This is a genomic window from Streptomyces sp. NPDC028368, from assembly GCF_055565615.1.
Genome location: NZ_JBVHTY010000002.1, coordinates 451,221 through 464,804, shown reverse-complemented (window position 1 = coordinate 464,804; position 13,584 = coordinate 451,221). Strand labels below are relative to the sequence as shown.

13 protein-coding genes are annotated in these 13,584 nt (G+C 72.5%); 5 read left to right on the top strand and 8 right to left on the bottom strand.

Features of this window, described 5'->3' with window-relative positions; genetic code table 11:
* Window positions 1-173: 173 nt before the first annotated feature.
* From ACZ4S3_RS05600 to ACZ4S3_RS05590, 3 genes are all read right to left on the bottom strand, one after another.
* Entirely contained in the window at window positions 174-575 is a 402-nt protein-coding gene (locus ACZ4S3_RS05600) for a DUF3040 domain-containing protein (protein WP_467926225.1), read from the bottom strand.
* A gap of 258 nt (window positions 576-833) precedes the next feature.
* Entirely contained in the window at window positions 834-1,589 is a 756-nt protein-coding gene (locus ACZ4S3_RS05595; RefSeq protein WP_467926223.1) for a methyltransferase, read from the bottom strand.
* Window positions 1,590-1,787: 198 nt separating this feature from the next.
* Window positions 1,788-2,273 (bottom strand): SAV_6107 family HEPN domain-containing protein, encoded by a 486-nt coding sequence (locus ACZ4S3_RS05590; RefSeq protein WP_467926219.1) that lies wholly within the window; start codon window positions 2,271-2,273, stop codon window positions 1,788-1,790.
* Window positions 2,274-2,537: 264 nt separating this feature from the next.
* On the opposite strand from ACZ4S3_RS05590, the gene ACZ4S3_RS05585 reads away from it, so the two are divergent.
* The 5 genes from ACZ4S3_RS05585 to ACZ4S3_RS05565 all read left to right on the top strand — a co-directional run bounded on the left by ACZ4S3_RS05585 (window position 2,538) and on the right by ACZ4S3_RS05565 (window position 8,757).
* A complete protein-coding gene (locus ACZ4S3_RS05585) occupies window positions 2,538-3,329 on the top strand; it encodes an ATP-binding cassette domain-containing protein (protein ID WP_467926216.1) in 792 nt (263 codons plus the stop codon).
* Window positions 3,301-5,508 carry a YhgE/Pip family protein gene (locus tag ACZ4S3_RS05580; protein WP_467926212.1) on the top strand — a complete coding sequence of 736 codons (2,208 nt, stop codon included), beginning with the start codon at window positions 3,301-3,303 and terminating at the stop codon, window positions 5,506-5,508. Before ACZ4S3_RS05585 ends, ACZ4S3_RS05580 begins: the two co-directional genes overlap by 29 nt.
* 35 nt (window positions 5,509-5,543) lie before the next feature.
* Complete coding sequence (locus tag ACZ4S3_RS05575) at window positions 5,544-6,158, top strand: TetR/AcrR family transcriptional regulator (RefSeq protein ID WP_467926208.1); 615 nt, start codon at window positions 5,544-5,546, stop codon at window positions 6,156-6,158.
* A 390-nt stretch (window positions 6,159-6,548) separates the two neighbouring features.
* Entirely contained in the window at window positions 6,549-7,169 is a 621-nt protein-coding gene (locus ACZ4S3_RS05570) for a DUF4126 domain-containing protein (protein ID WP_467926203.1), read from the top strand.
* A 70-nt stretch (window positions 7,170-7,239) separates the two neighbouring features.
* Window positions 7,240-8,757, top strand: coding sequence for a phytoene desaturase family protein (locus ACZ4S3_RS05565; RefSeq protein WP_467926198.1), 1,518 nt, complete (start codon window positions 7,240-7,242; stop codon window positions 8,755-8,757).
* A 40-nt stretch (window positions 8,758-8,797) separates the two neighbouring features.
* On the opposite strand, the gene ACZ4S3_RS05560 is transcribed toward ACZ4S3_RS05565, so the two are convergent.
* From ACZ4S3_RS05560 to ACZ4S3_RS05540, 5 genes are all read right to left on the bottom strand, one after another.
* Window positions 8,798-10,018: a hypothetical protein gene (locus tag ACZ4S3_RS05560; protein ID WP_467926194.1), complete on the bottom strand. Its 1,221-nt coding sequence runs from the start codon at window positions 10,016-10,018 to the stop codon at window positions 8,798-8,800.
* Between the two features lie 37 nt (window positions 10,019-10,055).
* A complete protein-coding gene (metF, locus tag ACZ4S3_RS05555) occupies window positions 10,056-10,973 on the bottom strand; it encodes a methylenetetrahydrofolate reductase [NAD(P)H] (protein WP_467926188.1) in 918 nt (305 codons plus the stop codon).
* 121 nt (window positions 10,974-11,094) lie between these two features.
* Entirely contained in the window at window positions 11,095-11,745 is a 651-nt protein-coding gene (thiE, locus tag ACZ4S3_RS05550; protein WP_467926183.1) for a thiamine phosphate synthase, read from the bottom strand.
* Between the two features lie 92 nt (window positions 11,746-11,837).
* Entirely contained in the window at window positions 11,838-12,203 is a 366-nt protein-coding gene (locus tag ACZ4S3_RS05545; RefSeq protein WP_467926179.1) for an Rv2175c family DNA-binding protein, read from the bottom strand.
* A 91-nt stretch (window positions 12,204-12,294) separates the two neighbouring features.
* Window positions 12,295-13,536 (bottom strand): NAD(P)/FAD-dependent oxidoreductase, encoded by a 1,242-nt coding sequence (locus tag ACZ4S3_RS05540; RefSeq protein ID WP_467926175.1) that lies wholly within the window; start codon window positions 13,534-13,536, stop codon window positions 12,295-12,297.
* Between the last annotated feature and the right edge of the window lie 48 nt (window positions 13,537-13,584).

The window sequence follows — 13,584 nt, the reverse complement described above, 5'->3', positions numbered from 1 at the left end:
CGGGAGGCCGCGGTGGCCGGGAGGCCGCGGTGGCCAGGCTGCCGGCAGGCCGGGCGGACACAGCAATGCGGCCGCCCGATCCTGTCGGGCGGCCGCGCTGAGTTCGGGGAGAAGAGGCCGGTGGGGCCTCGGTGACCAGGTGCCTGGTACCAGATGCCTGGTGACCGGTTGTCTCAGTGACCCTGTTCGTCCCGGCGGCGCTGCCAGCGGTCCTCGATGCGGTTCATCATGGAGCGCCGCTGCCGGGGCTGACGCCGCGCCGGTGCGCCGGCCGGGCCTGCGGAGGCCTGCGGTTCGCCCGGTTTGGGGGCCTTACGCCATCCGGTGACCGCAAGCACCGCGCAGCCGAGCATCACCAGGAAGCCCACCACGCTGATCCAGATCTGCTGCGCGACCATTCCGGTCATGAGCAGGCCGATACCCACCAGGAAGCCCGCGACCGCTTGGTAGACCCGTCGCCGGGTGTACGTACGCAGCCCGCTTCCCTCAAGCGCTGTCGCGAACTTGGGATCTTCGGCGTACAGCGCTCGCTCCATTTGCTCGAGCATGCGCTGCTCGTGCTCCGAGAGCGGCACGGAGTCCTCCTACTCGTCGGTCGCGGGGGGCGACCGGGGTGCGACCCTTTCAGGATAGGCAGGGATTCGCCCCCGTGAAACCCGCCCCTCAACGCCAGTTCACTGCTCCGGGCCGCCAGGCGGCCGGTGTGATGCTGGCTGCATTCCCCACCCGCCCTTCCGTCATGCCGGAATGTCGTACCCCGATCATACGGGGAGAAGGGGCCGATCGGGTGGTCTGTGGCCGACTGCACGCGGTAAGCGTGCAGCTCGGCAGGGTCAGTCGCGCTCGGCGAGGACATGCAGCTGGGTGGCCACCGAGTGGAAGGCGGGCTGCTCGGCGGCGGCCGCTTCCAACTTGAGGAGCGCGTCCATGGCGCCCGGCTCGGTGTCGACCAGCACGCCGGGGACCAGGTCGGCGAAGACCCGTACGCCGTGCACCGAGCCGACGTCCAGGCCGGTGGCGGCGACCAGCTCCGTGAGCTGGTCGGCGGTGAACCGGCGGGGCACCGGATCGCCCTCGCCCCAGCTCCCGGCGGGGTCGGCCAGGGCGCGGCGGGCCTCGGTGAAGTGGCCCGCCAGGGCGCGGGCGAGGACGGCGCCGCCCAGGCCCGCGGCGAGCAGGCTGAGGGTGCCGGCCGGGCGCAGCGCGTCGACGGCGTTGCGGACGCCCTCGGCCGGGTCGTCGACGTACTCCAGGACGCCGTGGCACAGCACGGTGTCGTAGCCGCCGCGCTCGACGACGTCGAACAGTCCGTGGGCGTCGCCCTGGACGGCGCGCACCCGGTCGGCGACCCCCGCCTCGGCGGCCCGGCGCTCCAGGGCGAAGAGGGCGTTGGGGCTGGGGTCGACGACCGTGACGCGGTGGCCGAGGCGGGCCACCGGTACGGCGAAGTTGCCGGTGCCGCCACCGGTGTCCAGGACGTCCAGGGCATCGCGCCCGGCGGCCTTGACCCGGCGCTCCAGGGCGTCCCTCAGGACCTCCCAGACCACGGCGGTACGAAGGGAGGCGCGGGGGCGCAGCGGGTCAGACACGGCGGGTGGCTCCTCGGCGGGGGCATGAACATCCAGTCGCCCACCACCCTATTGCGTCCCGCGCACCTCTTGCGTCCCGCACCGTGCGCGGCCTGCGGGGTCGCCCCCGGCGTGCATGGCGCACCCGCCGGAGCTCTCCTCGCGCGCCGCCGTCCCCCTTCCCCGCCGCGCCGCCGCCCCCTGGCTTCCCGCCCCGTATCAGCCCGCCCGCTGCGGTGGCAGGGACGGCTGGAGCAGCAGCATCCGCTCCACCAGGCGCAGGAACATCCCCACGTCCCGCAGCAGATCGTCGGCATCGCGGCGGTTGGCCGCGCCGGATATGCCCGCCTCGGCCTTGGCCCGGCGGGCGGCGCCGGAGGCGAACAGGGCGCTCCATTCGGCGAGTTCGGGCGCGACCTCGGGGAGCACCTCCCAGGCGCTGCGGATCCGCTGCCTGCGGCGCGGGGTGGTCTCCGGCCGGCCGCGCACGGCGAGCACGGCGGCGGCGGTGCGCAGCGCGGCCAGATGGGCCGTGGCGAACCGCTCGTTGGGGGTTTCGAGGGCTGCCGCTTCGTCGAGGCCGAGGCGGGCCTGGGCGAGCAGGTCGAGGGCGGCGGGTGGCGCTGCCGTCCGCCGCAGGACGGGGTGGACATCGCTCGGGGGACGGTACGCAGCGGAGCTGCCCGCTGTGGGACGAGCTGCCATGACGAACCTCCTGTCGTCGCATGCCGGTTCGGGACCGAATGCCGGTTCGAGACCGTATGACCCCATCGTGAGGTACACCACTGACAATCGGCGCTGACCTGCGATTTCGCCGGGAATTCGCCGGAAACGGCACGGATGCGCGGCGGGGCCGCGGGGCCCTGCCGCCGGATCCTTCGCTGATTTCGCCCGGCCTCTTGCGTGAAGGCGGGTGCGGCATCGATACTTTTTGAACTGACCAGTCAGTTCAAGGAGGGGGAGGGGATCGTGAACGGCACCCCGCACGGGGCGGCGGTCACGGCCGCGGGATTCGGGGTCAAGGGCCCCCGCGGCTGGGCGTTCCGGAACATCGACATCACGGCGGGGCCCGGCTCGCTGATCGCCGTACACGGCCCTTCGGGTTCGGGCCGTACGTGCCTGCTGCTCGCGCTCACCGGCCGGATGAAGTCCGCCGAGGGCACCGCAGAGGTCGGCGGTCTGCCACTACCCAAGAAGATAGCCGCCGTCCGGTCCGTCACCGCACTCGCCCATGTGCCGGGGGTCGCCGAGCTCGACCCGGCGCTGACGGTGGGCGAGCATCTGCGCGAACGCGCCCTGCTGCAGGGCCGGTTCACAGGATCGCTGCGGGACCTGCTGCGGCCGCGGCAGGAGCGCCGGACCGAGGCCCGAGCCCTGGTGGACACCGCGCTCGGGGCGGCCGGGCTGGACCCGGAGTCGCTGCCCAAGGGGATCCGCACCTCGGTCCGCGACCTGGAACGCCTGGAGGCGCTGCGGCTGTCCGTGGCGCTGGCGCTGATCGGCGGCCCGCGGCTGCTGGCCGTGGACGACACCGATCTGAAGCTGTCCGACGACGAGCGGCGCCAGGCCTGGGCGATGCTGCACGGTCTGGCGGCGGCCGGCACGACAGTGCTCGCGGTGTGCAGCGAACCGCCGGAGGGCGGCGCGGAGGCCGAGGGCCTGGTGCTGGTGCGTACCGGCCGCCCCGGCTCCGTACAGGACAAGGCTGACAACGAGAAGGAGGGGGCGGCCGATGCGCTCGCCGAAGCTGGCCGCGCTTGAGCTGAAGCGGTTCGGGAGGGGGAAGCTGCCGCGCGCCGCGCTGGCCGCGCTTCTGCTGCTGCCGCTGCTGTACGGCGCGCTGTATCTGTGGTCCTTCTGGGACCCGTACGGGCGGCTCGACAAAATTCCGGTCGCGCTGGTCAACGAGGACACGGGCGCCGACGTCGGAGGAAAGCACCTCTCGGCGGGCGAGGCCATCGTCGACGGGCTGGGCGACAGCCACACCTTCGACTGGCACCCCGTCGGCTCCAAGGAGGCCGCCAGGGGCGTCGAGGACGGCTCGTACTACCTGTCGCTGTCCATCCCCGCGGACTTCAGCAAGCGGATCGCCTCCAGCTCCGGTGACCACCCGGAGACCGGCGCCCTCAAGGTGCGGACGAACGACGCGAACAACTACATCGTCGGGCAGATCTCCCGGACAGTGTTCTCCGAGGTGCGCTCGGCGGCCTCCGCGAAGTCCTCGCGCACCTTCCTCGACAAGATCTTCGTCTCGTTCTCGACGCTGCACGGCAAGACCGAGGAAGCCGCCGACGGCGCCGACAAGTTGAACAACGGCATCGGGAAGGCCAAGGACGGCAGCGGCAAACTGGCCGACGGTCTGGGCACCGCGAAGAACGGCAGCGGCCGGCTGGTCAAGGGCCTGGGCGACCTGGACGCGGGCGCCGGGCAGCTCAGCCGGGGCAGTTCCGACCTCGCCCGGGGCGCCGGTACGGCCGCCGACGGATCGCGCCAACTGGCCGACGGCTCCGGGCAGGTGGCCCAGGGGACGCAGCAGCTGGCCGACACCGTCAACGGGATCGTCGGCAAGGTGGGGCCCTTCGTCCGGGCGCACGGCAAGGAGATCGGCGAGGCGGCGCAGCTGGTCGCCGACGGTTCGCAGGCGGTCCGCGACCACCTGGACAAGCTCCCCGCCGCGGCCTCCACCGGGGCGCGCCTCTCCCGGGGCATCTCCGACCACCTGGCCACGTACTACCGGCAGCGCTGCGAGAGCGGGCTCACCCTCGACACCTCCTGCGCCGAGCTGAAGAAGATCACGGAGCAGGCGGCCACCGCGGCGGACAAGGCCGAGGAGATCAGCGGCTACGTCCACGACCAGAAGAACCTCGACCAGCTGGACCGGGACCTGGACACGCTGCACTCCCTGGCGAGCGAGCTGGCCGAGCACGGGCCGACCCTGGGCCGGGACATGGACGCCGCGGTCAAGAAGATCAACGACCTCAATGACGGTGCGCACAAGGTCTCCGCGGGCGCCCGCAAGCTGGCCGCGGGCAACGCCCGGCTGGCCTCCGGAGCGGGCCGGCTCGACGACGGTACGCACCAGCTGCACGACGGCACCGGCCGCGCCGCAACCGGGATGGGCGACCTCGACTCCGGTGTGGGCAAGCTCAAGGACGGTGCGCAGACGCTGAACGGCGGCCTCTTCAAGCTCTCCGACGGCTCGCAGAAGCTGGCCGGCGGGCTGCACGACGGGGCGAAGCAGATCCCCGACTACGGCAAGAAGGACCGCGACGCGCGCACCCGGGTGATGTCCGACCCGGTGCAACTGGCCTCGGACTCCGCCCACAAGGCACCGAACTACGGCACCGGCTTCGCCCCGTACTTCATCCCGCTGTCCCTGTGGGTCGGCGCCATGGTGGCGTACATGCTGATCCAGCCGCTCAACCGGCGCGCCCTGGCCATGGGCGCCTCCTCCTGGCGGGTGGCGGTCTCCGGGTGGCTGCCGGTGGTCGGTATCGGGGTGCTGCAGACCGCCGCCCTGATGTCCGTACTGCACTTCGCGCTCGGCCTCCAGATGGCGCGGGCGGCCGGCACGGTCGGCTTCCTCGTCCTGGTCACGGCCTGTTTCTCGGCGATCGTGCAGTGGCTGAACGCCCAGTTCGGACCGGCCGGGCGGATCCTGGTGCTGGCGCTGCTGATGCTCCAGCTGACGTCGGCGGGCGGCACCTACCCCGTGCAGACCAGCCCCGGCTTCTTCAACGCCATCCACCCTTACCTGCCCATGAGTTACATCGTCGAGGGACTGCGCCGGCTCATCACCGGAGGCGGCCTCGCGCCGGTGTGGCAGGGCAGTCTCGTACTCGTCGCCTTCACCGTCGGAGCGCTCGCGCTGACCTCTCTGGCGGCCCGCGGCCGCCAGGTGGTGCGGATGAAGGACCTTCACCCGGAGCTGAGCCTGTGAGCACACGCACGTCGGAGACCGGCACAATCGCCCCCATGGACAGCTCCAATACACGCCGCGACGCCACCCGGCGCAAACTCTTCGAGGCCGCGGTCACGCTCATCGCCGAACAGGGCTTCTCCTCCACCACGGTGGACGAGATCGCCGAACGGGCGGGCGTCGCGAAGGGCACCGTCTACTACAACTTCGCGAGCAAGAACGTTCTCTTCGAAGAGCTGCTGCGGCACGGCATCGAGCTGCTGGCGACCTCCTTGCAGACGGCCGCCGACGAGGTGACCGACCGGGGCGGCAGCCAGGTCGACGCGCTGGACGCGATGATCCGGGCCGGGCTGGACTTCATCTCCCGCTACCCGGCGCTCACCCAGCTCTACGTCGCCGAGCTGTGGCGCACCAACCGCGCCTGGCAGTCCACCTTGATGGTGGTGCGGGAGCGGGCCATCACGGTGGTGGAGAGTGTTCTGCGGGCGGCGGTGGCCGCCGGGGAGCTGAGCGAGGAGATCGACATTCCGCTGACCGCCTCGGCGCTGTTCGGAATGGTCCTGGTGGCCGCCCTCGACTGGCAGTCCTACCAGCCGGACCGGTCGATCGACGATGTCCATGCGGCGCTGTCGCGGCTCCTCCAGGGGAGGGTCAGCGGCCGCCAGGAGTAACGGGAGGGGGTGCGCGCCGTGCGGTCGGGTCCGGCACGCACCGTACGGGCCGGTCGCGGCACCGCACAAAAGAGGGCGCTGCCCTGGCTCGGATCGTTCCCCCGCCGATCCGACCAGGACAGCGCTTCCCCCGTGCTCCCCCGTGCTCCCCCGTGGAGCCCCCGTACTTCCCCCGTGTTTCCCCGTTACGGCCGGGAGCCACGCCGTTCCGCCGCCCCGTGTCGGCGGTGCGGCGCCGCGTCCCTTCCGTGGTCCCCACTCTTCCTTCCGGACCGCCGCCGGCCCATCCGTGTACCTACTCATCTCGGCGACTGAGTACGGATACTCAAACCTGAGCACCTGGCGCCGGTACCGGCCGATGACGCCTCGCACTGGCTTACGATCTCTGGCGTGTCCGTACTCCCGTTGGTCTTCACCAGTGGCTGGGCGAGCGGGATCAACGCCTATGCCGTCGTCCTGCTCCTCGGCCTGCTCGGCGCCACCGGCGTCACCGACGAGGTGCCCGCCGCGCTGCAGCGCCCCGATGTGCTGATCGTGGCCGCGGTGCTCTTCGTGTGCGAGGCCGTCGCCGACAAGGTCCCCTACGTCGACTCCGTGTGGGACGTCGCCCATACGGTGATCCGGCCCCTCGCGGGCGGCGTCGTGGCGGCGCTGCTGGCCGGGCACGACGGCTCACTGCCCCAGCTGGCGGCGGGCGCGGTGGGCGGTTCCACGGCGCTGCTGAGCCATCTGGTCAAGGCGGGCACCCGGATCGCGGTCAACACCTCACCGGAGCCCGCGAGCAACATCGTGCTGAGCCTGGCCGAGGATCTGGGCGTGGCCGGGATCATCGCCTTCGCCGTGTTCCACCCGGTGATCGCGGCGGGCATCGCGGCGGTGCTGCTGATCGGCGGCATCGTGCTGGTGATCTTCATGTGGTCGCGGATCCGCCGGTTCCTGCGCCGCAGGCGAGCCCGCCGTGAGGAAAAGCGCCTGGCCACGGCGGGCAGCCCGGTACCGCCGGGAGGCTGAGGAAGCGGTGCCGCGACCCAGCGCACCGGCCCCGCGGGCATTGTCAGTGGGGCCGGATAAAGTCGCAGGCATGGCACGGATTGCGGTGATCGGCGCCGGGATGGGCGCGATGGCGGCCGCTGCCCGGCTGGCCGTCGCGGGCCACCGGGTGGCGGTGTACGAAAAGGGCGCGACGCACGGCGGCGCGCTGCGGCGGTACGAGCGGGACGGTTTCGCCTTCGACACGGGGCCCGGCCTGCTGCATCTGCCCGCCGTCTACCGCGATCTGTTCATCAAGACCGGCCGGGAGCCGCTGGAGAGCTGCGTCGAGCTGACGCAGGTCGACCCCGCGAGCCGCCATGTCTTCGCCGACGGCACCGCCGTCTCGCTGCCGAACGCCTCCCGGGCCGGCGTGGTCGCCGCCCTGGACGAGGCGCTGGGCCACGGCGCCGGCGAGCGCTGGAGCGCCTTGATCAACCGCGCCCGCGAGGCCTGGGACGCCACCCGCCGCCCGCTCCTGGAGGAGCCGCTGCGGCCGGACTGGCGGGTGCTGGGCCGCGACCCGTATCCGGCGGTCCGCAAACGCGGGCTGTTCGGGCGCGGCAAGGGCCCCACGACCGCCACCCTCGCCGAGGTCGCCCGCCGCGAGCTGACCGACCCGCGGCTGATCGCCCTGCTGGAGAGCCATGCGCTGGCGTACGGCTTCGACCCGCGCAGCGCCCCGGCCGGCGCGGCCGTGCTGGCGTACATGGAGCAGACCTTCGGGAGCTGGTACCCGCGCGGCGGTATGCGGGCGCTGGCCGATGCGGTCCACGCCCGCTGCCTCGCCCGCAAGGTGGAGTTCACCTTCGGCGCGGAGGTGACGCGGATCGTGGAGAAAAACGGCAGGGCGGCGGGCGTCGAGCTGGCCGACGGCCGGGTGGCGGAGGCGGAATTCGTGGTCGCGGGCATCGATCCGGTGCGGCTTGCCGGACTCTGCAAGGGAAGGGAGCCGTGGGGCGAGGACGACGTACGCCCCGGCGCGGGGCCGGGTGACCGGGCCACGGGGCGGCTGACGGTCTGCCTGGCGCTGCGCGGACCGCGCCCGGAGGGTGCCGTGCACCGGACGGTGGTCCATGCCGCGGACCGCGGGGCGGAGCTGGAGGGCGTATTCGGCGACGGTTCGGGGCTGCGGGACCCCTGTGCCCGGCCCACGGTGACGGTGCTGCGCCCCGACGACCCCGCCACCCGGCCCGACGACGGCCATGAGGCGGTGACGCTGACCGCGACGGTGGCCCCGCCCGGCCCGGCCGACCGGCACGACGCCGAGGCCCTGGCGCGAGACGCGGACCGGATGACCGAGATCGCCGAGGCCGCGATCGCGGGGCTGCGCGAGCGCGTGCTGTGGCGGGAGGTACTGCCGCCGGCGGACGGGGAGTTGGTGCCGGGTCCGGCACTGGCGGGGCAGGACGGCCGCTTTCTGCGGCCCGGCAACCGCACCCGGATACCGGGGCTCTACGCCGTCGGCGGCCGGTCACACCCGGGCGGCGGGCCGGCACACGCCGGGATGTCCGGCGCGATCGTGGCGGGCCTGATCGTGAACGGCGACGAGTGGCACGGCTCGGTGTGAGCGGCCGGCGCGCCGGCCGGGCCCCCGGCCTTCCGGCGCCTCAGTAGCGGTACTGCTGCTCGTCGTAACCCTGCTGCTGGTAGGGCGGGTACGGCGGCTGCTCCGGCGGGAGTTCGCCGTCGCGCTGCTGCGGCACCCACACCCCGCCCGGCGGTGTCTCGCTGTAGCCCTGCCCCGGGTTCTGGCCGTCGTACTGCCCGGTGGCGTAGGGCGACTGGCCGTAGGGGTCCGGCTGCCCGTAGGGGTCGTAGTCCGTGGCGTACTGCTGGGTGCCGATGTACGGGTCGGAGTAGGGCGGCTGCCCGCCCTGGCCGAGGCCGTCCCCGTAGGCCGCGTACGGGTCGGCGTAGGCGTTCGCATAGGCGTCCTGGCCCGCCGCGCTCTGGCCGTAACCGCCGTCGTACGCATAGCCGTTGCCGTCGCTGCCGGTGTTTCCGGCGGCGGTGTCGTACGAGGCGTAGCCGGGATCCTGCGGGGCACGGGCGTCGGGGCTGTATATGCCGTACTGGCCGGTCTCGTCGGGCATCGGCTGGGGGGCGTAGACGGCGGCGGTGTCGTACGAGCTCTGCCCGGAGTAGGAAGCCTGCTCCGCGTAGGGCCCTTGTTCGGCGTAGGGCCCTTGTTCGGCGTAGGGCCCTTGCTCGGCGTAGGGCCCTTGCTCGGCGTAGGGGCCTTGGCCGGCGTAAGGGCTTTGCTCGGCGTAGGGGCTCTGCCCGGCGTAGGGGCTCTGCCCGGCGTACGCGCTCTGACCCGGATACGCGCTCTGGCCGTCATAGGAGTTCTGGTCGCCGTACGCGTCCTGTGGGGCGTAGGCGCTCTGTGCCGCGTAGGCGTCCTGGTTCTGGAAGCCGCCGGTGCCCGCGAAGACGTTGTCGCTCTCGTCCTCGCCCACGCCCTGGCCGGTGTCCTCGGTGACCGGCACCGCTTCCAGATCGGAGACCTGGAGGGTCGGCTCGGCGGCGGGTGCGGCGTCCGGGCGGGTCCGGCGGCGCCGGCTCTCCCGCGGCTTACCGCCCAGCGCCCAGCCGGTGGAGAAGCCGCGCCGGAAGGAGAGCGTGACGTTCGTCTGGCCCACGGCGAAGGCGATCAGGCCCACGCCGATCACGATCACCTGAGGGAGGGCAACGCCGACGACCACCCCGAGGAAACCCACGAAGGCCAGCAGCCGCCAGCGCAGCCGGGCCTTGTACTGGAGCAGCACTTCGGCCGCGAGCCAGACCGCAACGAGACCGAACGCGATGTAGAGGACCGTCCATCCCATATACGCCCCTCTTCCGCCGCTGTCCGGCCACCGTAGATCAGGACCGCTGATGCAGCCCCAGATTCTCGTAGATCTCCAGGGTCGCCGTGGAGTGGTTCAGGGTAATGAAGTGCAACCCGGGAACGTCCTCGGCCATCAAGCGCGCACACAATTCCGTGGCGTACTCGATGCCAATGGAGCGTACCGCCGCCGGGTCGTCCTTGACGGCCAGAATGCGGTCGGCCAGTTCGGGCGGGAAGGCGGCGTTGCTGAGCTGCGCGAAGCGCTCGATCTGACGCACGTTCGTGACCGGCATGATCTCCGGAATGATCGGCGTAGAGCAACCCGCCGCGGCTACCCGGTCGCGGAGGCGGAAGTAGTCCTCGGGGTAGAAGAACATCTGGGTGATGGCGAAGTCGGCGCCCGCGCGGCATTTGTCGACGAAGTGCGTGACGTCGGTGTCCCAGTCCGCGGAGCGCGGGTGCATCTCGGGGAAGGCGGCGACGCCCACGCAGAAGTCGCCGGACTCCTTGATCAGCTGGACCAGGTCGGCGGCGTAGTCCAGGCCGTGGGGGTGGCGGACCCATTCGCCCATCGGGTCGCCGGGCGGGTCGCCGCGCAGCGCGAGCATGTTGCGGATACCGGCATCGGCGTACTGGCCGATGATGTTGCGCAGGTCGGCCAGGGAGTGGTTGACGGCGGTCAGGTGGGCGACCGGCGTGAGGGTGGTGTCGGTGGCGATGCGTTCGGTGGCGCGCACCGTGCCCTCACGGGAGGTGCCGCCGGCGCCGTACGTCACGGAGACGAAGGTCGGGGAGACGGCCTCGATCCGGCGAATGGCGTTCCACAGGGTCCGCTCGCCCTTCTCCGTCTTGGGGGCGGCGAACTCGAACGAATATGACTGCTTGCCGGAAGCCAGCAGCTCGCGCACGGTGCGTGCGCGATCAGTCCTGGTGGAAGCTGTACCTAGGGCCATACGGGCAGGTTAACCAGAGGCCCGGCACACACCAACCGTCGGCGGCGTTTGTCCACTGGCTGGACACCTTCCCGGCCATCGCCCGTCCGGAAATCGCCTCCCGGCCGCCGGATGGGACCCGCTAGGCCGCCCAGGTGCGTATCCGCTTCGCCAGGCCCCCGGCCGCGGCGCCCGGGTCGTCGGCCTCGGTGATCGCCCGTACGACCACGACCCGGCGGGCGCCCGCCTGGAGCACCTCGTCCAGATTGCCCGCGTCGATCCCACCGATCGCGAACCAGGGGCGCTCGGGGGCGCGGGCGGCGGCGTAGCGGACCAGGTCGAGACCGGGGGCGTGGCGGCCGGGCTTGGTGGGCGTGGGCCAGCACGGGCCCGTGCAGAAGTAGTCCACCCCGGGCTCGGTGAGCGCGGCGTCCACCTCGGCCTCGGCATGGGTGGAGCGCCCTATGAGGACGTCCTGGCCGAGGAGGGCGCGGGCGGCCGGTACCGGGAGGTCGCCCTGCCCCAGGTGCAGCACATCGCTGCCGATGGCATGGGCGACGTCCGCGCGGTCGTTGACCGCCAGCAGCTTGCCGTGCCGCCGGCAGGCGTCCGCGAAGACCTCGAGATGGCGCAGCTCCTCGCCGGCCTCCATGCCCTTGTCGCGCAGCTGGACGATGTCCACGCCCGAGGCGAGCACCGCGTCCAGGAACTGTGCCAGGTCGCCCTGCCGCTTGCGGGCGTCCGTGCACAGGTAGAGCCGGGCGTCGGACAGGGCCTGTCGTGCGGTGGTCATCGGGCGGCTTTCCCCCAGGTCGGGGGCGTAAGGACCGGGGGCTCCGGTCCTTACGCCCCAAGGATGCGGTTACGGATACGGGTGCGGTGGCGTCAGACGGCGAGCGCCTGCGCCCGGCGCTTCACCTCCGTGCCACGATTCTCGCGCAGCGCCTGCGCCGGGGTGCCGGGCAGGGTCTCATCAGGCGTGAAGAGCCATTCCAGCATCTCGTCGTCGGCGAAGCCGTCGTCCCGCAGCAGGGTCAGGGTGCCGACGAGGCCCTTGACGACCTTGTCGTCCTGGATGAAATCGGCGGGCACGTGCAGTGCCCTGTTCTCGCCGCGGCGCACCGCGATCAGCTGGCCCTCCTTGACCAGCTGCCGGACGCGTGTCACCTCGACGCCGAGCTTTTCGGCGATGTCGGGGAGGGTGAGCCAGGCGGGGACGAGTCCATCGATGTTTGCGTCAATCTCGGTCACAGGACAAGCGTGCCACCTCGCACTGACAGCCGGTAGCCGGGCATCGCCATCGGAGGTGTCCGGCACACCGGAGGGTGACGCCGGGCGCCCTTCAAAGGGCCGCCGACTTCAGCGGCAGCGCGGCGTCGGCGGCCCGGTCCCGGTCGAGGGCGGCGCCCTTCTCGATGAGCTTGCGCCCCTGGGCCAGGTCCCGGGGCCGTCCGACCGCCAGCAGCGCGACCAGGCTGTTCTCCCGCAGCCACAGCACGGACCAGGAGGCGCCGGCCGGGTCGCCGCGCCAGATCATCTCGTCGGCGCCGTCGTGGTGACCGGCGTACTGCACGAACCGCCCGAACTGCTCGGACCAGAAGTAGGGCACCGGGTCGTAGACCACGCCTTCGGCCGACCCGCGCGCGATGTTCTCGGCGACCGTACGAGGTCCCTGGAGGGCGTTGTCCCAGTGGTGGATCAGCAGCCGGCGGCCGTAGCGGGCCGAGGGGAAGGACGCGCAGTCGCCGACCGCGTACACATCGGGGACGGAGGTGTGCAGCCGTTCGTCGGCCAGGACGGAGCCGTCCTGCGGCGACAGGGCGACGCCGGAGCCGGCCAGCCAGCCGGTGGCGGGCCGGGCGCCGATGCCGACGACCACGGCGTCGGCGGGCAGGGTGGTGCCGTCCGCGAGGGTGACCGCACCGGTCTCGACGGCGGCGACCCGGGCGCCGGTGCGCAGCTCGGCTCCGGCGTCCGCGTACCAGGCGGTCATGTGGGCGGCGACCTCGGCGGGCAGGGCGCCGGCCAGCGGACGGTCGGCGGCCTCGACGACGGTGACCGAGCAGCCCGCCTCGCGTGCCGCGGTCGCGAACTCCGCGCCGATCCAGCCCGCTCCGACGACCACGATCCGGCGCCGGGCGGCGAGCACCGGCCGCAGCCGCTCGGCGTCGTCGAGGGTGCGCAGCAGATGGACGCCCGGCAGGCCCTCGCTGCCGGGCAGCAGAACGGGGTCGGCGCCGGTCGCGAGCACCGCGTAGTCGTAGGCGATGGCGCCCTCGGCCGTGTCGGCCTCGTGGGCGTCGGGGCGCAGGGCGGTGACCGGGCGGCTGAGGTGCAGATCGATGCCGAGGGCGGCGAAGTCGACGTCGAAGGCGGCGCCGTCGGCATTGCCGAGCAGCACGGCCTTGGACAGCGGGGGGCGGTCGTAGGGCTGGTGGGGCTCGTCGCCGAGCAGCGTGATCGCGCCGCGCCAGCCCGCCTCGCGCAGGGCGACCGCGGTCTGTACCCCCGCGATGCCCGCGCCGGCGATCACTACCCGCGGCGTGTGGTCAGGGGCCTGGTGGGACGTGCTCTGCTCGCTCACCCGATCACTGTAGGACGGCGGAGGATGCCGCTCGCAGCACCGCGCAAG